At 73.0% G+C, this 17,612-nt stretch carries 15 protein-coding genes and 1 other RNA gene; 7 read left to right on the forward strand and 9 right to left on the reverse strand.

Going from position 1 to position 17,612, the window contains the following annotated elements; all coding sequences use genetic code 11:
- Window positions 1–121 precede the first annotated feature (121 nt).
- Complete coding sequence (locus tag GMA12_RS00860) at window positions 122–1,267, forward strand: glycerol dehydrogenase (protein WP_156266316.1); 1,146 nt, start codon at window positions 122–124, stop codon at window positions 1,265–1,267.
- 60 nt (window positions 1,268–1,327) lie between these two features.
- Here GMA12_RS00860 and GMA12_RS00865 read toward each other — a convergent pair whose 3' ends face one another.
- Window positions 1,328–2,488: a glucose-1-phosphate adenylyltransferase family protein gene (locus GMA12_RS00865; protein ID WP_156266318.1), complete on the reverse strand. Its 1,161-nt coding sequence runs from the start codon at window positions 2,486–2,488 to the stop codon at window positions 1,328–1,330.
- 88 nt (window positions 2,489–2,576) lie between these two features.
- On the opposite strand from GMA12_RS00865, the gene prfB reads away from it, so the two are divergent.
- Entirely contained in the window at window positions 2,577–3,698 is a 1,122-nt protein-coding gene (prfB, locus tag GMA12_RS00870) for a peptide chain release factor 2 (protein ID WP_156266320.1), read from the forward strand.
- A 141-nt stretch (window positions 3,699–3,839) separates the two neighbouring features.
- On the opposite strand, the gene GMA12_RS00875 is transcribed toward prfB, so the two are convergent.
- Window positions 3,840–5,090: a polysaccharide pyruvyl transferase family protein gene (locus GMA12_RS00875; RefSeq protein ID WP_162459299.1), complete on the reverse strand. Its 1,251-nt coding sequence runs from the start codon at window positions 5,088–5,090 to the stop codon at window positions 3,840–3,842.
- 181 nt (window positions 5,091–5,271) lie between these two features.
- Between GMA12_RS00875 and smpB the strand changes: the two genes are divergently transcribed.
- The 3 genes from smpB (at window position 5,272) to GMA12_RS00890 (ending at window position 7,200) form a co-directional block, all read left to right on the forward strand.
- Window positions 5,272–5,748 (forward strand): SsrA-binding protein SmpB, encoded by a 477-nt coding sequence (smpB, locus tag GMA12_RS00880; protein WP_062734798.1) that lies wholly within the window; start codon window positions 5,272–5,274, stop codon window positions 5,746–5,748.
- Window positions 5,749–5,834: 86 nt separating this feature from the next.
- Window positions 5,835–6,217, forward strand: a transfer-messenger RNA (tmRNA) gene (gene ssrA / locus GMA12_RS00885).
- 188 nt (window positions 6,218–6,405) lie between these two features.
- Entirely contained in the window at window positions 6,406–7,200 is a 795-nt protein-coding gene (locus GMA12_RS00890) for a DUF4190 domain-containing protein (RefSeq protein ID WP_156266324.1), read from the forward strand.
- A gap of 169 nt (window positions 7,201–7,369) precedes the next feature.
- On the opposite strand, the gene hisN is transcribed toward GMA12_RS00890, so the two are convergent.
- The 4 genes from hisN to GMA12_RS00910 all read right to left on the reverse strand — a co-directional run bounded on the left by hisN (window position 7,370) and on the right by GMA12_RS00910 (window position 11,264).
- The gene (gene hisN / locus GMA12_RS00895; protein ID WP_156266326.1) at window positions 7,370–8,167 is read right to left on the reverse strand and encodes a histidinol-phosphatase; all 798 of its coding nucleotides are present in this window, start codon (window positions 8,165–8,167) and stop codon (window positions 7,370–7,372) included.
- 70 nt (window positions 8,168–8,237) lie between these two features.
- On the reverse strand, window positions 8,238–9,347 hold the full coding sequence (rsgA, locus tag GMA12_RS00900) for a ribosome small subunit-dependent GTPase A (RefSeq protein WP_162459300.1): 1,110 nt from the start codon (window positions 9,345–9,347) through the stop codon (window positions 8,238–8,240).
- On the reverse strand, window positions 9,337–10,671 hold the full coding sequence (gene aroA / locus GMA12_RS00905) for a 3-phosphoshikimate 1-carboxyvinyltransferase (protein ID WP_170301017.1): 1,335 nt from the start codon (window positions 10,669–10,671) through the stop codon (window positions 9,337–9,339). Before aroA ends, rsgA begins: the two co-directional genes overlap by 11 nt.
- Window positions 10,672–10,724: 53 nt before the next feature.
- Window positions 10,725–11,264, reverse strand: a complete 540-nt coding sequence (locus tag GMA12_RS00910; protein ID WP_156266328.1) for a DoxX family membrane protein — start codon at window positions 11,262–11,264, stop codon at window positions 10,725–10,727.
- A gap of 347 nt (window positions 11,265–11,611) precedes the next feature.
- Here GMA12_RS00910 and GMA12_RS00915 point away from each other — a divergent pair, with 347 nt between their 5' ends.
- Entirely contained in the window at window positions 11,612–12,280 is a 669-nt protein-coding gene (locus GMA12_RS00915) for a sigma-70 family RNA polymerase sigma factor (RefSeq protein ID WP_047802491.1), read from the forward strand.
- A 2-nt stretch (window positions 12,281–12,282) separates the two neighbouring features.
- Window positions 12,283–12,549 (forward strand): mycothiol system anti-sigma-R factor, encoded by a 267-nt coding sequence (rsrA, locus tag GMA12_RS00920; protein WP_047802492.1) that lies wholly within the window; start codon window positions 12,283–12,285, stop codon window positions 12,547–12,549.
- 111 nt (window positions 12,550–12,660) lie between these two features.
- On the opposite strand, the gene GMA12_RS19460 is transcribed toward rsrA, so the two are convergent.
- The 3 genes from GMA12_RS19460 to GMA12_RS00930 all read right to left on the reverse strand — a co-directional run bounded on the left by GMA12_RS19460 (window position 12,661) and on the right by GMA12_RS00930 (window position 17,473).
- Window positions 12,661–12,735 carry a 50S ribosomal protein bL37 gene (locus GMA12_RS19460; RefSeq protein WP_095343185.1) on the reverse strand — a complete coding sequence of 25 codons (75 nt, stop codon included), beginning with the start codon at window positions 12,733–12,735 and terminating at the stop codon, window positions 12,661–12,663.
- 136 nt (window positions 12,736–12,871) lie between these two features.
- Window positions 12,872–13,471: a GDSL-type esterase/lipase family protein gene (locus tag GMA12_RS00925; protein ID WP_162459302.1), complete on the reverse strand. Its 600-nt coding sequence runs from the start codon at window positions 13,469–13,471 to the stop codon at window positions 12,872–12,874.
- A 129-nt stretch (window positions 13,472–13,600) separates the two neighbouring features.
- Entirely contained in the window at window positions 13,601–17,473 is a 3,873-nt protein-coding gene (locus tag GMA12_RS00930; protein ID WP_162459303.1) for a multifunctional oxoglutarate decarboxylase/oxoglutarate dehydrogenase thiamine pyrophosphate-binding subunit/dihydrolipoyllysine-residue succinyltransferase subunit, read from the reverse strand.
- Window positions 17,474–17,612: the final 139 nt, after the last annotated feature.

The following is a 17,612-nucleotide window of genomic DNA, read 5'->3' on the forward strand; positions in this document are numbered from 1 at the left end:
AGCGGGCGAGAACCCCTCTGGCGCCGGGAGCCGCGCAGTTCCTACGCTGGCGGGCACCGGGGAGGACACCCCGGGCGGCACGCGCACCGACCTGCCGGCACCGTCGTCGAAGGAGAACGCCATGGACGCTCCCGTCCGCTCCGTCATCAGCCCCGGGCGCTACGTCCAGGGACCGGGCGCCATCGCACGCCTGGGAGAGTACCTCTCCGCCATCGGGCGGACCCCTCTCGTCGTGGCCGACGACGTCGTCTGGGGGTTCGTGGGCCACGACGTGGAGGCGTCCCTCACGCGGGCCGGCATGACGGCCACGCGTGAGAAGTTCCACGGCATCCCCTCGGCCGGGGAGATCGACCGGCTCACCGCCGTCATCCGCGACACGGGGGCCGACGTGGCCGTGGCCGTGGGCGGCGGCAGCACCATCGACGCGGTCAAGGCGTCCGGGTACCTCGCCGGCATCCGGTGGGTCAGCGTGCCCACCGTCGCCTCCACCGACGCCCCGACCTCGGCGCTGGCGGTCGTCTACACGGACGAGGGCGTGTTCGAGGAGTACCGCTTCTTCCCCCGCAACCCCGACCTCGTCCTCGTGGACTCCCAGCTGGTGGCCAACGCGCCCGCGACGTTCCTGGCCGCGGGGGTCGGCGACGCCCTGGCCACCTGGCTGGAGGCCCGGGCCACCGCGGCCTCGGGGTCGCTGACCATGGCCGGGGGAACAGCCACCCTCACGGGCACCGCCCTGGCCCGGCTGAGCTGGGACGTGCTGTGGGAGAACGCCCTCGTGGCGATGGACGCCGCCCGGGACCACGTGGTGACCCCGGCGCTGGAGAAGGTCATCGAGGCCAACACCCTGCTGTCCGGGCTCGGCTTCGAGTCGGGGGGCCTGGCCGCGGCCCACGCCGTCCACAACGGGCTCACCGCGGCACCGCAGACCCACGGCCTGGCCCACGGGCAGAAGGTCAACATCGGCTCAATCACCCAACTGGTGCTGGAGGGGGCGCCGAGCGCGGAGATCGTGGACTTCATCGAGTTCACCACCCGGGTGGGGCTGCCGACCACGCTCACGGAGATCGGGCTGCGCCCGGAGGACACCGAGGAGATCCAGGCCGTGGCCCGGGCGGCGACCGTGGAGAGCGAGACCATCCACAGCATGCCCTTCACCGTGCGGGCGGAGGACGTCGCCGCGGCGCTGACCTCGATCGAGCGCCTGGGCCGGCGGGTGCGCGAGCGCGCCGGCCTGCCCGAGCCGCAGCCCTACCGCCACGCCCACTAGCGACCCGCCCCGGAGCCCGCCCCCGGGCCGGTGCCGCCCGGCACCGCCCCGGGGGCGGGCTCAGAAGCCGGCGGGCAGGACCGCCCGGCGGTCGAACTCCTCCGTGACGGACACGGCGCCGGAACCGTCGAGCAGGGTGACGGCTCCGGGCCCGCCGTGCACGCCCGCGGGGATCCCTGCGCCCACGTCGGCCACGACGTTCTCCAGGCGCGCCCCGGCGGCCACCCGCACGCCGTCCAGCAGCACCGAGTGGCGCACCGTGGCGCCCTCCTCGACCACCACGCCGGGGCCCAGCACGGAGTGCTCCACGGCGCCGCGCACGGTCGAGCCCGCCGCGACCATGGACCGGCGCACGTCGGCGCTGCCCTCGATCCGGGCGGGCACCAGCTGCGGCTGGGCCGAGAGGATCGGCCAGTGCGGGTCGTCGAGGGTGACCCCCTCGCCGTCGAGCACCTGCAGGTGCGCGGTCCAGTAGGACTGCAGGGTGCCCAGGTCCATCCAGTACCCCTCCAGGCGGTGCTCCACCACGGTGCGGTGGGCCACGAACCAGGGCACGAGGTCGTGGCCGTAGTCCTCGAGCTGCCCCTCCTGCTCGTGCAGCTCCTCCAGGGCCGCCAGCAGCTGCTGCGCGTCGTAGAGGAACATCTCACCGGCCACCAGCTGCCCCTCCGGCCGTTCGGGCTTGTAGTCGAAGCCGGTCACGCGCCCGTCGTCGTCGGCCTGCACCACGCCGTAGCGGGAGGGGTCCTCGGCCACGACCGTGGTGACCATGGTCAGGTCCGCGCCCTTGTCCTGGTGGGTCTCGATCACGTCGAGGAAGTTGAGGGTGTAGAGGTGGTCGGCGCTGAGCACCAGGACGAGGTCCGGGGCGAAGTCCCGGATGAGGTCCTTCTGCCGGTAGAGGGAGTCCGCGTTGCCCTCGGCGAAGCCCGCGTCCTCGGTGCCCTCGTACGGGGGCAGGACCTGCAGGCCGCCGTGCGTGCGGTCGAGGTCCCAGGGGCGCCCGTTGGCCAGGTGCCGGTTGAGGCTGTGGGGGAGGTACTGCTGGACCACCCACACGTCGGAGATGTGGGAGTGCACCAGGTTGGACAGCGCGACGTCGACCAGCCGGTAGGTGCCGGCCACGGGCAGGGCCGGCTTGACCTTCTTCTCGGTCAGCGCGGCGAGGCGGGAGCCCTTCCCGCCGGCGAGGACGAGGGCCAGGGTCCGGGGAATGCGCATCGTGCGTCTCCTCTCTCGGCTTCATCCTGCCAGAGGGACGGGCTCCTGGCCCGGGGCAATTTGCCCCCATGCGATAATCTTGGCTTTCATGGCCTCCCTTGACTTCCCGGCAGAGATCTCCGCCCTCCGTTCCACGTTCGCCTCCATCGAGGCCGTGAGCGATGTCGACGCGATCCGGCGGGACATCGCCGAGCTCTCGCAGCAGGCGACCGCCCCGGACCTGTGGGACGATCCCGCCGTGGCGCAGAAGATCACCTCCAAGCTCTCCCACAAGCAGTCCGATCTCGAGCGGCTCGAGAGGCTGGGCGGGCGGATCGACGACATCGAGGTCATGGTCCAGTTGGCCGCCGAGGAGGACGACCCGGAGACCCTGGAGCTCGCCGTGGAGGAGCTCGCGTCGGTCAAGCGGGCGCTCTCGCAGCTCGAGGTGCAGACCCTGCTCTCCGGGGAGTACGACGAGCGCGAGGCCGTGGTGACCATCCGCTCCGGCGCCGGCGGCGTGGACGCGGCCGACTTCGCCGAGATGCTGATGCGGATGTACCTGCGCTGGGCCGAGCGCCACGGCTACCCCACCACGGTCCTGGACACCTCCTACGCGGAGGAGGCGGGCCTGAAGTCCGCCACGTTCGAGGTGAAGGCGCCCTATGCGTTCGGCACCCTCTCGGTGGAGGCCGGCACGCACCGGCTCGTGCGCATCTCCCCGTTCGACAACCAGGGCCGGCGCCAGACCTCCTTCGCGGCCGTGGAGGTCATCCCGCTCATCGAGCAGGACGACTCGATCGAGATCCCCGAGTCCGAGATCAAGGTCGACGTCTTCCGATCCTCGGGCCCGGGCGGTCAGTCCGTGAACACCACCGACTCCGCGGTGCGGATGACCCACCTCCCCACGGGCATCGTGGTGTCCATGCAGAACGAGAAGTCGCAGATCCAGAACCGTGCCGCCGCGCTGCGCGTGCTCCAGTCCCGTCTGCTGCTGCAGCGCCAGGAGGAGGAGAGCGCCAAGAAGAAGGAGCTCGCCGGTGACGTCAAGGCGTCCTGGGGGGACCAGATGCGCTCCTACGTGCTCAACCCGTACCAGATGGTCAAGGACCTGCGGACCAACCACGAGGAGGGCAACCCCTCCGCGATTTTCGACGGCGCGATCGACGGCTTCGTCGACGCCGGCATCCGCTGGCGGGCCGACCAGCGGCACGCGCCCGCCGACGCCTGAGCCCGCCAGGCCCGCGCCGGCCGGGTCCGCGCCCGCCAGGTCCAGGCCTGCCGGGTCCGCGGGCCGAGGGAGCCGGCTGATGCCGCGCTCCCGCCGGACGGAGGAGCCCGGCCGGTCCACGGACCGGCCGGGCTCCTCCCGTCAGCGGCGCAGGAAGCGGGCCACCGACCGGCCGGGCGGGACCCGTCCGGCGGCGACGGCCGACGGGTCCTCCAGCGCCTCCCGCGCCGGGTAGAGCTCCTCCGCCTCCCGCAGCTTCGTGCGGTGCAGCCGGGCGGCGGTCTCCGGGAACGACGACGAGCGAGCCGGCGGCTGCACCGTGCGGCTGCCGGCCGGGGTGACGGACCACCCCGTGCCGGCGTCGAGCAGGGACTGGTGCTTGACCCGGTAGTAGTCGGCGCTCACCTCCAGCGCCGTGCCCTCGGCCCCGCAGGCGGCGGCCAGGAGGTGGAAGTGGAATCGGGAGGTCAGCCACGTCTGGCCGGACCGGGCGGGGAAGCCCTCCTGCCACACCCGGGTGAAGGGCACGAAGTGCTGCTCGGGGATCAGGTCCGCCAGGCGGTCGAAGGCCGCGCGGTCCGCCCCCGGGATCGCCTCGAGGTAGCGCACGGTCCGGCCCGCCAGCTCGGGGTCCGTGAGGGCGGAGCGCACGGCGGCCACCGCGTCGTCGAGGACGCCCGGGTCGGCCATGTCGCTCTGCAGGCACACCCACACGTCACCCTCCGCAGCGGGCGCCCCGGACCGGCCGGCCGGGAACCCCGCCACGTCGGGCAGCCCGAGGAAGGCGTCGTCGGGCGCCCGCCGGGCCCGGGACAGCTGCGCGCTGGGCGCGTCCCGGACGGTGACGTGGTCGAAGGTGGCGAGCGCCTCGCGCAGGGCCTCCGTGCCCGCCGTGGTGTCCGCGGCAGGGGTCAGACCCAGGCCGGTGGCTGCCAGCCGCGCGCCGGAGAGCTCGCCCAGCCGCCGCGCCGCGCGCAGCAGACGGGCGTGGTGCGGCCAGATGGCGTTGAGGTACCCGCCCCCGATCAGGTGCACCGAGCTCGCCCGCCGGGCCCCGAGCAGACCGAGGTCGTAGCGCGGGGACCCCAGGGAGGTCACCACCCGGTCCACGTGGGCGTCCGCGGCGGCCGGCTCCATCTCCGTGGTCTCGAAGACGAGCCGCCAGAGGGTGTCCGTGGTCCGCAGCCGCGGGTGCAGCCCGTCGAAGAGGTGGGACGCCAGCCCGGGGTGCGGGCAGTCGAGCCAGACCTCGGCGTCGGGGCGGGTGCGGGCGAGGAAGCGCAGCCACGAGGCGGCGATGAACTCGTCGCCGAAGTTCGGGTGACCGCTCGTGCCGACGAGGTAGAGGATGTCCGCGGCTGGGGACGGCGCGGAGGAGGCGGTGTCCAGCATTGACCCAGCGTACCGGGTGCCCGGGCGGCGACCTGGGACGACGCCCCGTCCCGGGACCGGCCGGCGGTGCTCCGGCGCGGACAGCGCCCCGCGGGAGAGGGGTGGCGTAGGATGGAGGACCGGCCGCGCGCCCCGGCGCGCGGCCGCGTTCCGTCCGCACCGCACCCGAGGGAGGAGGCCCATGGCCACGAAGGACACCGGCCGCCAGGTCGTCGCGAACAACAAGAAGGCCCGGCACGACTACCACGTCCTCGACACCTACGAGGCCGGTCTCGCCCTCATGGGCACGGAGGTGAAGTCCCTGCGGATGGGCCGCGCCTCGCTCGTGGACGGGTTCTGCCAGTTCACCGACGGCGAGCTGTGGCTCGAGGGCGTGCACATCCCCGAGTACCTCCAGGGGTCGTGGACGAACCACTCCGCCCGCCGGCGCCGGAAGCTGCTGCTGCACCGCAGCGAGATGGACAAGATCGAGCAGAAGGTCCGGGAGTCGGGCTTCACGATCGTGCCGCTGTCCCTGTACTTCGTGGACGGCAAGCGGGTCAAGGTGGAGATCGCCGTGGCCAAGGGCAAGCGGGAGTACGACAAGCGCCAGGCCCTGCGGGAGAAGCAGGACAACCGGGAGGCCCAGCGGGCCATGCGGTACAAGAACCTGGGCTGAGCCTCGGCGCCGGGTCCTTGCACCGCCATGTACCGCGCGGTAGACTGGGACATCCCGCTGCGGCGGGGTGTTTGGAAACAGAATACGGGGATGATCGGTTTCGACGATGTGAGTTGAGACAGGGGAAGCGGGTCGAGGACGCAGAGTTATCTCGTAAACGCTCTCTGTAAAACAATAGTTGCCAATTCCAACAGCAACGCCACCGCAAAGTCTGACCTCGCGCTCGCCGCGTAACCAGACTTAGGTGACTGTCAGCCCGGGTTCGCCTTCGACCCGGGGCCTGGCATCAGCTAGAAGGCCACTGCTCCAGCCGTTCGTCGCGGGCGTCTGGAGAACACTTGCGCGACTGAGTCCGTCGGCCACGGGTCTGCACGAGGGCCGGGACTGAGAAAACGCCACGCAGACTGCACCCGGAGAAGCCCTGACAAAGCTGCATCGGACGGGGGTTCAATTCCCCCCATCTCCACCATTCCCTGACCGGGGAGCGCCGCGAGGCGCTCCCCGGTTTTTTTCGTGCCCGGGGCCCTCGTCACGGCGGGCGGTGGGAGAGCCCCGAGGCCGGGCGTCCGGCTCGTGGCCGGCCGGGGAAATAGGCGGCGACCCGGGGCCGGTGTGACAAGCTGGAGGTGTACCGCCGACGACCGAGAGGGCAACGCCATGAGCCAGAACGACAACACGCCAGACCAGGGCGGCACGGGTGCCGGCGGGTCGTCGAGCTACGGCGGCCAGGGCGGGCCCGAGTACGGCCAGCGCATCGAGGGCGCCCCCTCCGGGCCGTCCTACGAGGCGCCGCGCTACGGCCAGGGCACCGGTGGGGACCAGTACTCGTCCCCGCAGTACGGCCAGGGTCAGTACGGCCAGGGTCAGTACGGGCAGGGGCAGCAGGGCCAGTACGGCGGGGGTCAGTACGGTCAGAACCAGTACTCCCAGGGCCAGTACGGCCAGGGGCAGCAGGGCCAGTACGGCGCCGGCCAGTACGGTCAGGACCAGTCCTCCCAGGGGCAGTACGGCGGCCAGGGCTATCCCGCTCCGTACCAGCAGGGCCAGGGCTACCCGGGGCAGCAGGGCCAGTACGACATGGGCCAGTACGGCGTCGGGGCGAAGCCGCAGGGCACGGGGCTGGGCATCGCCGCCCTCATCCTGGGCATCGTGTCGCTGCTGACCTGCTGGTTCGTGCTGGGCCTCGTGCCCGGGCTCGTGGGCCTGGTGCTCGGCATCGTGGCCGTGCGCAAGCTCGGCCGGACCCCGGGGGCGTCCAAGGCGGTGCCGATCATCGGCATCGTGCTCAGCGTCCTGGGCATCCTGGCGAGCATCTTCTTCCTCGTGATCTTCGGGGCGCTGCTCGGGGAGTTCGGGCCGGCCATGGAGGCCTGCAACCAGTACTCGTCGGACCCGACCGCCTTCCAGCAGTGCATCGAGCGCGAGATGGGCCTCACCACCCAGGACCTCTGAGTCCTGCCGGCGACGCGAGGGGCCCGCACCGACCGGTGCGGGCCCCTCGCGTCGCCGGGGCGGACCGGGCCGGACGGCACTGCACCGGGCGCCGACACGGAGCTCCATCGGGACCCCGGTACCAGCGCCCCGGTACCAGCGCCCGGGAGCCCGGGCCCGGGAACCGGGGTCAGGAGGACGGTGCCAGCAGCTCCAGCACCTCGTCGTGGAGCAGCCCGTTGCTGGCCAGCGCGCTGCCGCCGAACGGGCCGGGCTCGCCCTCCAGGGAGGTGAAGCGGCCGCCGGCCTCCTCGACCACGGGCACGAGCGCGGCCATGTCGTGCAGGCTCAGCTCGGGCTCGCACGCGAGGTCCACGGCGCCCTCGGCGAGCAGGCAGTAGGACCAGAAGTCGCCGTAGGCCCGGGTGCGCCAGACCTCGTCGGTGAGCTCGAGGAAGCGGTCCCGCACCCCGCGGTCCCGCCACCCGGTCAGGGAGGAGTAGGACAGGGAGGCGTCGGAGAGCCGCCCGACCTGCGAGACCCGGATGCGCTGGGCGTTGGCCAGGGACTTGCCGGTGAACGCCCCCGTCCCGGACGCGGCCCACCAGCGCCGCCCCAGCGCGGGCGCGGAGACCACCCCGACCACGGGCCGGCCCTCGTCGACGAGGGCGATCAGCGTGGCCCACACCGGCACGCCGCGCACGAAGTTCTTGGTGCCGTCGATCGGGTCCACGACCCATTGGCGGGCCCCGCTGCCGGTGGCGCCGTACTCCTCGCCGATGACGGCGTCCCGGTTGCGCGTGCGCCCCAGCTGGGCGCGGATCAGCTGCTCGGCCTCGCGGTCGGCGTCCGTGACCGGGGTCAGGTCGGGCTTGGTCTCCACCGTCAGGTCCTGGGCCTTGAACCGGCGCATGGTCAGGCGGTCCACGGCGTCGGCCAGGATGTGGGCGAGGCGGAGGTCGTCGGTGTAGTTGCTGGGGCTGCGCATTGCTCCAACCTACCCCGAACCCGTCCCGGGCCCGGCCGGGCCTGGGCCGACGGCCGGTGCGGCCGCCGGCTCACTGGATGCCGAGCTCCTTGTCCTCCCGGGACTCGCCCGGGCGCTCCCCGGCGCCGAGCAGCCGGCGCAGCGAGGCCAGCCGGGAGCTGCCCGCGTCCCCGGCCCGGCCCTGGGCCACCCAGCCGTCCAGGGCGCAGCCGGGGGAGGCCTCGGTGTGGCGGCAGCCCTTGGGGCAGTCGGCGATCGCCTCGGCGAGCTCGTCGAAGGACTCCACGATGCGGTCGGGGTCCACGTGGGCGAGGCCGAAGGAGCGGATGCCGGGGGTGTCGATGATCCAGGAGCCGGGGGAGGCGTCCTCGATCCTCAGGGCCAGGGCCGACGACGACGTGTGCCGGCCCCGCCCCGTCACGGCGTTCACCCCGCCGGTCGCCCGGTCCGCGCCCGTGAGGGCGTTGACGAGGGTGGACTTGCCGACCCCGGAGTGCCCGAGCAGCACCGAGACGTGGCCGTCGAGCCGCGCGCGCAGGGCCTCCACGAGGGCGCGGTCGAGGGGCAGCGTGGCCCCGTCGTCGCCGGCCGCGGCGTCCCGCGCGGGACCGGAGACGAGCACGGGCAGCTCCAGGGCGGTGTAGTGGGAGATCAGCTCCGCGGGGTCGCGCAGGTCGGTCTTGGTGATGCACAGGATCGGCTCGATCCCGGCGTCGTAGGCGGCCACGAGGGAGCGGTCGATGAAGCCGGTGCGCGGCTCCGGGTTGGCCGCGGCGACCACGATGACGAGCTGGTCGGCGTTGGCCACCACCACGCGCTCGACCGGGTCGGTGTCGTCGGCGCTGCGCCGCAGCACCGTGGCGCGCTCCTCGATCCGCACGAGGCGGGCCAGGCTGTCCGGGGCGCCGCTGACGTCCCCGACGAGGCCGACGAGGTCCCCGGCGACCACGGGCCGGCGGTGCAGCTCCTTGGCGCGCACCGCCACGACCAGCCGCTCCCGGTCGGTGTCCTCGTCGAGGACCGCGGTGTAGCGGCCGCGGTCCACCGTGACGATGCGGCCGGTCACGGCGTCCCGGTGCGCCGGCCGGTCCTTGGTGCGCGGCCGGGAGCCGGACTTGTTCGGGCGGACCCGGACGTCCGACTCGTCCCAGTCGCGCCGGGCGGAGTCCCTACGCGCCACGGCCGGTCCCCAGGAGCTCGGACCACAGCTGCGGGAACTCGGGCAGGGTCTTGGCGGTGGTCCCGATGTTCTCCACGCGGACGCCGGGCACCACCAGCCCGATCACGGCACCGGCGGTGGCCATCCGGTGGTCCTCGTAGCTGCGGAACGTGCCGCCGTGCAGCGGGGCCGGGCGGATCACCAGACCGTCCTCGGTCTCCTCCGCGTCCCCGCCGAGCCGGTTGATCTCGGCCACCAGCGCCGCGAGCCGGTCCGTCTCGTGGCCGCGCAGGTGGGCGATGCCGCGCAGCCGGGACGGGGTGGTGGCCACGGCGCACACGGCGGCGATGGTGGGGGCCAGCTCCCCGGCCTCGCCCAGGTCCAGGTCCACGCCGGTGACCACCGGGGGGCCGGTGACCGAGAAGGTCCCGTCCGCGAGCTCCACCTCCGCGCCGAAGGCGGGCAGGATGTGCTTCCAGTGGTCCCCGCCCTGGGTGGTGCGCCCGGGCCAGCGCGGCACCGAGACCCGCCCGCCGGTGACCACGGCCGCGGCGAGGAAGGGGCCGGCGTTGGAGAGGTCCTGCTCGATAGTGACGTCGAAGGCCCGGACCGGGCCGGGCGCCACCCGCCACTGCTCCGGCACGGAGTCGTCCACCGCGACCCCGAGCCCGCGCAGCACCGCCACGGTCATCCCGACATGCGGCATGGACGGCACGCCGCGCCCGTCCGCGCCCCGGTGGCGCAGCAGCAGGCCGTCGTCGAAGCGTGCCCCGGCGAGCAGGAGGGCGGAGACGAACTGGCTCGAGCCGGTCGCGTCGATCTCGAGCTCCCCGCCGGGCACCCCGCCCGTGCCGTGGACGGTGAAGGGCAGCCGGCCGCGGCCGCCGTCCTCGACCCGCAGGCCGAGCGCCCGCAGGGCGTCGATCACCGGGCCCATCGGGCGCACCCGGGCGCCCGGATCGCCGTCGAAGGTCACCGGGCGGCGGCCCAGGGCCGCCACGGGCGGGACGAAGCGCATCACGGTCCCGGCGAGCCCGCAGTCCACCGTGACCGGGTCCGTGGCCTCCCAGGCGGCGGGCCGCACGAGCAGGTCCGGACCGAAGTCACCGTCCCCGGCCACCTCCTCGACGCCGGCCCCGAGGGCGCGCAGGGCCTGCACCATGAGCCGGGAGTCGCGGGAGTGCAGCGGGGAGCGCAGGCGGCACGGGCCGTCCGCGAGGGCGGCGAGGAGCAGGTACCGGTTGGTGAGGGACTTGGAGCCCGGCACCGTCAGCTCGGCGACGACCGGGCGGTCGCCCACGAACGGAGCCGGCCACAGCTCGTGCTGCTGGGCCGGCTCCGGCACATCGGGACGGGGCGCGGGGGCCTCGGACGGGATCACGACGGCGGGACCCCGGCTCAGCTGTGCTTGACGGCGTGCTGGAGCGCCTTCTCGGCCTTGGCGACCTGCTTCTGGGTGTCCTTGCCGAGCTTGGAGGCGTTCTTCTTGACGTCGCCGGCCAGGTGCTCGGCGCGCCACAGCAGGGAGGGGTTGCCCTCGGTGTCCACGGCGGCGAGCATGACGGCGCCGACGAGGGAGGCGTTCTTGAAGGCGGTCGTCCGGCGGGCGGCCTTCTGCTCCGCGGTGTCGGCCTCGGCGGCGCGGTAGTCGGCGTAGGCGTTGAGCGCGGTGGTGGTCACCAGCACCCCGGCGGACAGGCGCGGCAGCCGGCCCAGGCCGAACAGCACGGCGGCGCCGACCTGCGCGGCGGCGAGCCCCTGGGCGACCACGGCCGGGTTCTGCAGCACGGGGCCGGCCTGCGGGAAGGCCTTGGACGCCGCGGAGGCGGCGGGGGCGAGGTGCTGGGCGGCGCGGGACGAGTTGCGGAAGCTCTCGACACCGTTGGCGACGTAACCGGTGGCCAGCAGCGGGCGGGCGATGCGACGGACGATGCTCATGGATTCCTCCTGGGCGGCAGGCGTGACCGCGGGGCGTTGTCGGACGGGTACTGGTTCGGCGGACGGCGCCGCTGGACCCATCCTAGCCACGGGGGCCGGGGCACGGGCGAGCCGCGACCCGCCGCGGCGGGGAATACGCGCGGCCGTGACCTCCGTTGTGCAGGAGGACGGTGAGCGGCCCCGCACGGGCCGGACCGCCGCGGACGGACCGCCGGAGCCCCGGCGGCCGGCCGGACGTCCAGCGAGCACACCGGCACGCCCGGGGGAGAGGAGCAGCCATCAGCACCGCCGTCAGCACCCTCGCCCCGGCCCCGGCCGGGCGGCGGGTCCCCGTAGACTGGGCCGTGATGAACGAGCAGAACCAGCAGGGGGCCGTCCCCCAGCGCACCGAGCCGCCCGTCGACGTCGACACCGAGACCCCGGAGGCCCGGAAGGCGCGCTTCGAGCAGGACGCCATGGAGTACGTGGACCAGCTCTACGCCGCTGCCCTGCGGATGGCCCGCAACCCCGCCGACGCCGAGGACCTGGTGCAGGAGGCCTACACCAAGGCGTTCTCGGCGTTCCACCAGTACCGGCCCGGCACGAACCTCAAGGCCTGGCTGTACCGGATCCTCACGAACACGTACATCAACCTCTACCGCAAGCGCCAGCGCGAGCCCCAGCAGGCGAACACCGACACCGTGGAGGACTGGCAGCTGCACCGCGCCGAGTCCCACACGTCCTCGGGCCTGCGCTCGGCGGAGGTGGAGGCCCTCGACCACCTGCCGGACAGCGACGTCAAGCGTGCCCTCCAGGAGCTGCCCGAGGAGTTCCGGCTGGCCGTGTACTTCTCCGACGTGGAGGGCTTCGCCTACAAGGAGATCTCCGAGATCATGGACACGCCGATCGGGACGGTGATGTCCCGGCTGCACCGCGGGCGGAAGCTGCTGCGCGAGAAGCTCGCCGACTACGCGGCCGAGCGCGGCTTCGACACGTCCAAGGTGACCGGCGACAAGAAGAAGGAAAAGGACAAGTAGACATGGCCGACTGCGAGAGCCTCGGACACTGCACGGACGAGCGGATCCGCCGGATCTACGAGTACCTCGACGGGGTGCTTCCGGCGCAGGACCTCGACGAGATCCACGGCCACCTCCTGGAGTGCCGGGAGTGCGCGCGCGAGTACGACCTGGAGTGCGTGATCCGCTCCGTGGTCCGCCGGTCCTGCGCGGAGACCGCCCCCGCCGACCTGCGGGTCTCGATCCTCGCCCGCCTGCACGCCCAGCGCCAGGAGCCCCCCGCGGCCTGAGCGCCGCTCGGCGCCGAACAGTGCCGCGCCCTGCCCCGGGCACACGGAAGGGCCCCGGACCGCTCAGCGGTCCGGGGCCCTTCCGTCACGGCGTTGCCGGGTCCGGGGACCTCAGGCGTTGGGGCGCTTGCCGTGGTTGGCGCCGCCCTTGCGGCGGTCCTTGCGCTTGCGTCCGCGCTTGCTCATGCGAGCCTCCTGTCTGTCCGCGGTCGCCCGCGGCGGATCGTGGGTGTCGGCGTCCGTTCCCGCGTGGTCTGGTGAGTTCAGCGGCGGCCGGACGAGGCACTGCCCGCCATTGTCTCACACGCGCGGGAGGCCGGGGTCACTGGGGCTCGGGCAGGTCCAGCCAGTTGTACCAGCCGCGGTGCAGCACGAGCCACGCCATCAGCCCGTAGCCGGCCTGTCCCGGGTGGCCGTGGTTCGCGGCCAGGTCCTTGCGCCACTGCTCGTGGTGCTGCAGCGGGTTGAAGGTGTCCACGTAGACGTGGTTGCGCCGGGTCGTGACGTCGGCGTAGGCGGCCGAGAGGTCCGCGATGCGCCGGTTGCGCTCGGCGTCCAGCGTGGGCGGGGGGCCGACGACGAGCACCCGCACGTTGTGCTGGGAGGCCGTGTCGATGATGTTGGCCATGTTCAGCCGGGAGCGGGCGCTCGTGATGGACAGGTCGATGTCCAGCGTGGAGGGCGCGATGACCAGGCGGTTGTCGTGGCCGGGGGAGAAGCGGCGGGCCGCCTCCTCGAACCAGCGCTCGTTGAGGGACTCGCTGCCCTCGCCGGGGGCGGCGAGGTTGTAGGCCGCCACCGGGGCCACGTGGTGCGGGGTGCGGGCCATGACCCGCCCGAACCAGCCGAGGGCCCGCGGGTCGCCCTCGCCGGCCAGCAGCTCGTCACCGACTGCGACAATTCTGATCCTTCGTTGCTCCACGTCGTTCTTTCTGGTCGGGGGTGCGGGTGGTCATGGGCAGCGCCGGCCCGTGGGGCACGGGCCGGCGCCGGACTCGCTGGGGACGTGCGGGGACGGCGGGGGCCACGGCCCCCGCCGTCCCGGGCGGGCTCAGTCCCGCTCGAAGGCCGTCTGGACCAGGGTCTCCAGCTCGGCGGCGTGGCGCTTGGCCGAGCCGTTGGCCGGGGAGGCCGAGGCCGGCCGGGAGGCCAGGCGCACCCTGCGGTCCAGCTCCGGCACCAGGTTGACCGCCATGAACGGCCAGGCCCCCTGGTTGGCGGGCTCGTCCTGGGCCCAGGTGAGACGGGCCTCCGGGTACTTGGCCAGCTCCTCCCGGATCTCCGCGACCGGCAGGGGGTAGAGCTGCTCCACGCGCACGATCGCGGTGCTGCGGTCCTGGCGCTGCTCGCGCGCGGCGGCCAGGTCGTAGTACAGCCGGCCCGAGACCAGGATCACGTCGGTGACCTCGGCGGCGTTCAGCCCGCCCTGGTCGCCGATCACCGGGCGGAACGCCCCGGAGGTGAACTCCTCGATCGGGGAGGCCGCCGCCTTGAGCCGCAGCAGCTGCTTGGGCGTGGCCACGACCAGCGGCTTGCGCGGCCGGCTGTAGGCCTGCCGGCGCAGCAGGTGGAAGTGGCTGGCCGGGGTGGACGGGTTGGCCACGATCATGTTCTGCTCGGCGCACAGCTGCAGGAACCGCTCGATCCGGGCCGACGAGTGGTCCGGGCCCTGTCCCTCGAAGCCGTGGGGGAGCAGCATGACCAGCGAGGAGCGCTGGCCCCACTTCTGCTCGGCCGAGGAGATGAACTCGTCGACCACGATCTGCGCGCCGTTGACGAAGTCACCGAACTGGGCCTCCCAGACGGTCAGGGCGTCGGGCCGCTCCACGGAGTAGCCGTACTCGAAGCCCAGCACGCCGTACTCGGACAGCAGCGAGTTGTAGATCGCCAGCTTGGCCTGGTCCCCGGAGAGGTGGTTGAGCGGGGTCCACTCCGCCCCGGTGTCGGCGTCGAAGAAGACCGCGTGCCGCTGGGTGAAGGTCCCGCGCCGCACGTCCTGGCCGGACATCCGCACCGGGATGCCCTCCATCATCAGGGAGCCGAAGGCCATGAGCTCGCCCATGCCCCAGTCCACGCCGCCCTCGCGGGTCATCGCCTCCCGGCGCTCGAGCAGCTTGCGCAGCTTCTTGTGCACGGTGAAGTCCTCGGGGACCTCCACGTGCACCGCCCCCAGGCGCTGGGCGGCCTCCGCGGAGATCGCCGTGGTCCGCGGCACCGAGATCCCGGAGTCCGCCTGCTGGGCGGAGGGCCGCTCGATGTTCGAGATCGCCGCGGAGTCGCCGGTGACCAGCGGGATGGACGAGGTCTGGGCCTCGTGGGTCTCAGCGAACACCCGCTCCAGGCGCTCCTGGTAGTCCTTCAGCGCGCGGTCGGCCTCCTCCTGGGTGATGTCGCCGCGGCCCACCAGGTTCTCGGTGTAGATCTTGCGGGTGGAGCGCTTCTCCTCGATGAGGTTGTACATCAGCGGCTGGGTCATCGAGGGGTCGTCGCCCTCGTTGTGGCCGCGGCGGCGGTAGCACATGAGGTCGATCACGACGTCCTTGTGGAACGCCTGGCGCCAGGCGAACGCCATCTGCCCCACGTGCGTGACGGCCTCGGGGTCGTCCGCGTTGACGTGGAAGATCGGCGCCTGCAGGCCCTTGGCGATGTCGGTCGCGTAGGTCGTGGAGCGCGCCGCCGCGGGGGAGGTGGTGAAGCCCACCTGGTTGTTCACGATGACGTGGACGGTGCCGCCCACCGTGTACCCGGGCAGCTGCGCCATCTGCAGGACCTCGGCCACGACGCCCTGGCCGGCGAACGCGGCGTCGCCGTGCACCTGGATCGGCAGCACGGGGTAGGTGCCGTCGCCCTCCGGGCCGGCGCCGAGGACGTCGGTCTTGGCGCGGGCGATGCCCTCGATGACCGGGTCCGCCGCCTCGAGGTGGGACGGGTTGGCGGCGAGGTACACCTGGGTCTCGTTGCCGTTGTCCGAGGTGAAGGTGCCCTCCGTGCCGAGGTGGTACTTCACGTCGCCGGAGCCCTCGGTGGTGCGGGGGTCCTGGCTGCCCTCGAACTCCCGGAACACCTGGGCGTAGGACTTGCCGGCGATGTTGGTGAGCACGTTGAGCCGGCCGCGGTGGGCCATGGCGATGCCCACCCCGGCGAGCCCGGCGTCGGCGGCGTCGGCGATGATCTCGTCGAGCAGCGGGATCAGGGACTCGCCGCCCTCCAGGGAGAAGCGCTTCTGGCCCACGTACTTGGTCTGCAGGAACGTCTCGAAGGCCTCGGCGGCGTTGAGCCGGCCCAGGATGCGGAACTGCTCCTCGCGGCTGGGCTTCTGGTAGCCGTGCTCGAGCTGGTCCTGGAACCACTCGCGCTCCTCCGGCTCCTGCAGGTGCATGTACTCCACGCCGAGGGTGCGGCAGTAGGCGTCCCGCAGCCGGCCCAGGATGGTGCGCAGGCTCAGCACGTCCGCGCCGCCGAAGCCGCCGGTGGGCCACTCGCGCTCCAGGTCCCACAGGGACAGCCCGTAGGTGCGGATGTCCAGGTCGGGGTGCTTGCGCATCACGTACTCGAGCGGGTTGGTGTCCGCCATGAGGTGCCCGCGCACGCGGTAGGCGTGGATGAGCTGCTGGATCCGGGCGACCTTGTTGACCTGGATCTCGGGGTTGACCTGGTTGTCCACGGCCCAGCGCACGGGCTCGTACGGGATCCGCAGGGCCTCGAAGATCTCGTCGTAGAAGTCGTCCCCGCCCAGCAGGTAGGACTCGATCAGGCGCAGGAACTCGCCGGAGCCCGCGCCCTGGATGACGCGGTGGTCGTAGGTCGAGGTCAGCGTGATGATCTTGGAGACGGCGTGCCGGGCGATGGTCTTCGGGGAGGAGCCCCGGTACTCGGCCGGGTGGTCCAGTGCGCCCACGCCGACGATGCAGGCCTGTCCCTTGGACAGCCGCGGCACGGAGTGCACGGTGCCGATGCCGCCGGGGTTGGTCAGGGACACCGTGGTGCCCTGGTAGTCCTCCATGGTCAGCTCGTTGGCGCGCGCCCGGCGCACGATGTCCTCGTAGGAGTTCCAGAACTGCAGGAAGGACATCGCCTCCGCGCCCTTGATGTTGGGCACCACGAGGTTGCGGGAACCGTCCTTGTTCGGGATGTCGATGGCGATCCCGAAGTTGACGTGGGCGGGGTGCACCGCCACCGGCTTGCCGTCCTGCTCGTCGTACACGACGTTCTGGGACGGGTAGTTGGCCAGCGCCTTGATCACGGCGTAGCCGATCAGGTGCGTGAAGGAGACCTTGCCGCCGCGGTTGCGGGCGAGGTGGCTGTTGATCACGATCCGGTTGTCGATCAGCAGCTTCGCGGGGACCGCGCGCACGGTCGTGGCGGTCGGCACCGTGAGCGAGGCGTCCATGTTGGCGGCCACCGCCTTGGCGGGACCGCGGAGCTTGACGACCTTGTCCTCCGCCGGGGCGTCCGTGCTGGGGGCGCTGGCGCGGGCCCGGGCGGGCTGGGCCGGGATGGGCCGGCGCGACTCGGTCTCGCCCTGGCCGTTCTCGGGGCGGCCCTCGGCCTTGGCGCCGGACTTCGTGGCGGGCGGGGCCGCGGCCGGCGTCGTCGCCGACGCGGTCCGGGGGGTGGCCTGCTGGGTGGCGGGCGGCCGGGGGGCGGCCGCGGCCTTCGGCCGGTCGGGGGCCGCCCGAGGGGCGGGCGCCTCCGGGACGGGGGCCTCCTGCGCCGGGGCGGGGGCGGGAGTCCGCCCGGTGGAGGACTGGGCGCCCGGCTGCTCCGTCGCAGTGCCGTTGTCAGCGCTCATCGCCTCGAAGATGGGCCACCACTTCTCGTCCACCGAGTTCTTGTCCGACCGGTACTTCTCGAACAGTTCGTCGACGAGCCACTCGTTACCTGCGAATTCTTCAGGGATGGGGTGCTGTGGCTGATGTGGCACGGGGAATACGCCTCTTCCATAGGTTGGTCGCGCGGGAACCGGCTCTCCGGTCCCCGCGTTGTCGGTCCCAGCAGCATCCGGTCCCGCCGCCGGTGTTCGTCGCCGGCCGTCTCCCGCGACAGCCGCCGGCGTCCTCCGG

The sequence above is a fragment of the Kocuria sediminis genome (genome assembly GCF_009735315.1).
Lineage (GTDB): Bacteria > Actinomycetota > Actinomycetes > Actinomycetales > Micrococcaceae > Kocuria > Kocuria turfanensis.

What these genes read in the sequence shown, in the direction of transcription:
- prfB (WP_156266320.1), top strand. Translation starts at nt 2,577, where the DNA reads ATGGCCTCCCTTGACTTCCCGGCAGAGATCTCCGCCCTCCGTTCCACG.
- GMA12_RS00865 (WP_156266318.1), bottom strand. Translation starts at nt 2,488, where the DNA reads ATGCGCATTCCCCGGACCCTGGCCCTCGTCCTCGCCGGCGGGAAGGGC.
- GMA12_RS00910 (WP_156266328.1), bottom strand. Translation starts at nt 11,264, where the DNA reads ATGAGCATCGTCCGTCGCATCGCCCGCCCGCTGCTGGCCACCGGTTAC.
- hisN (WP_156266326.1), bottom strand. Translation starts at nt 8,167, where the DNA reads ATGCGCAGCCCCAGCAACTACACCGACGACCTCCGCCTCGCCCACATC.
- rsrA (WP_047802492.1), top strand. Translation starts at nt 12,283, where the DNA reads ATGGCCGACTGCGAGAGCCTCGGACACTGCACGGACGAGCGGATCCGC.
- GMA12_RS00915 (WP_047802491.1), top strand. Translation starts at nt 11,612, where the DNA reads ATGAACGAGCAGAACCAGCAGGGGGCCGTCCCCCAGCGCACCGAGCCG.
- smpB (WP_062734798.1), top strand. Translation starts at nt 5,272, where the DNA reads ATGGCCACGAAGGACACCGGCCGCCAGGTCGTCGCGAACAACAAGAAG.
- GMA12_RS00860 (WP_156266316.1), top strand. Translation starts at nt 122, where the DNA reads ATGGACGCTCCCGTCCGCTCCGTCATCAGCCCCGGGCGCTACGTCCAG.
- GMA12_RS00875 (WP_162459299.1), bottom strand. Translation starts at nt 5,090, where the DNA reads ATGCTGGACACCGCCTCCTCCGCGCCGTCCCCAGCCGCGGACATCCTC.
- GMA12_RS00890 (WP_156266324.1), top strand. Translation starts at nt 6,406, where the DNA reads ATGAGCCAGAACGACAACACGCCAGACCAGGGCGGCACGGGTGCCGGC.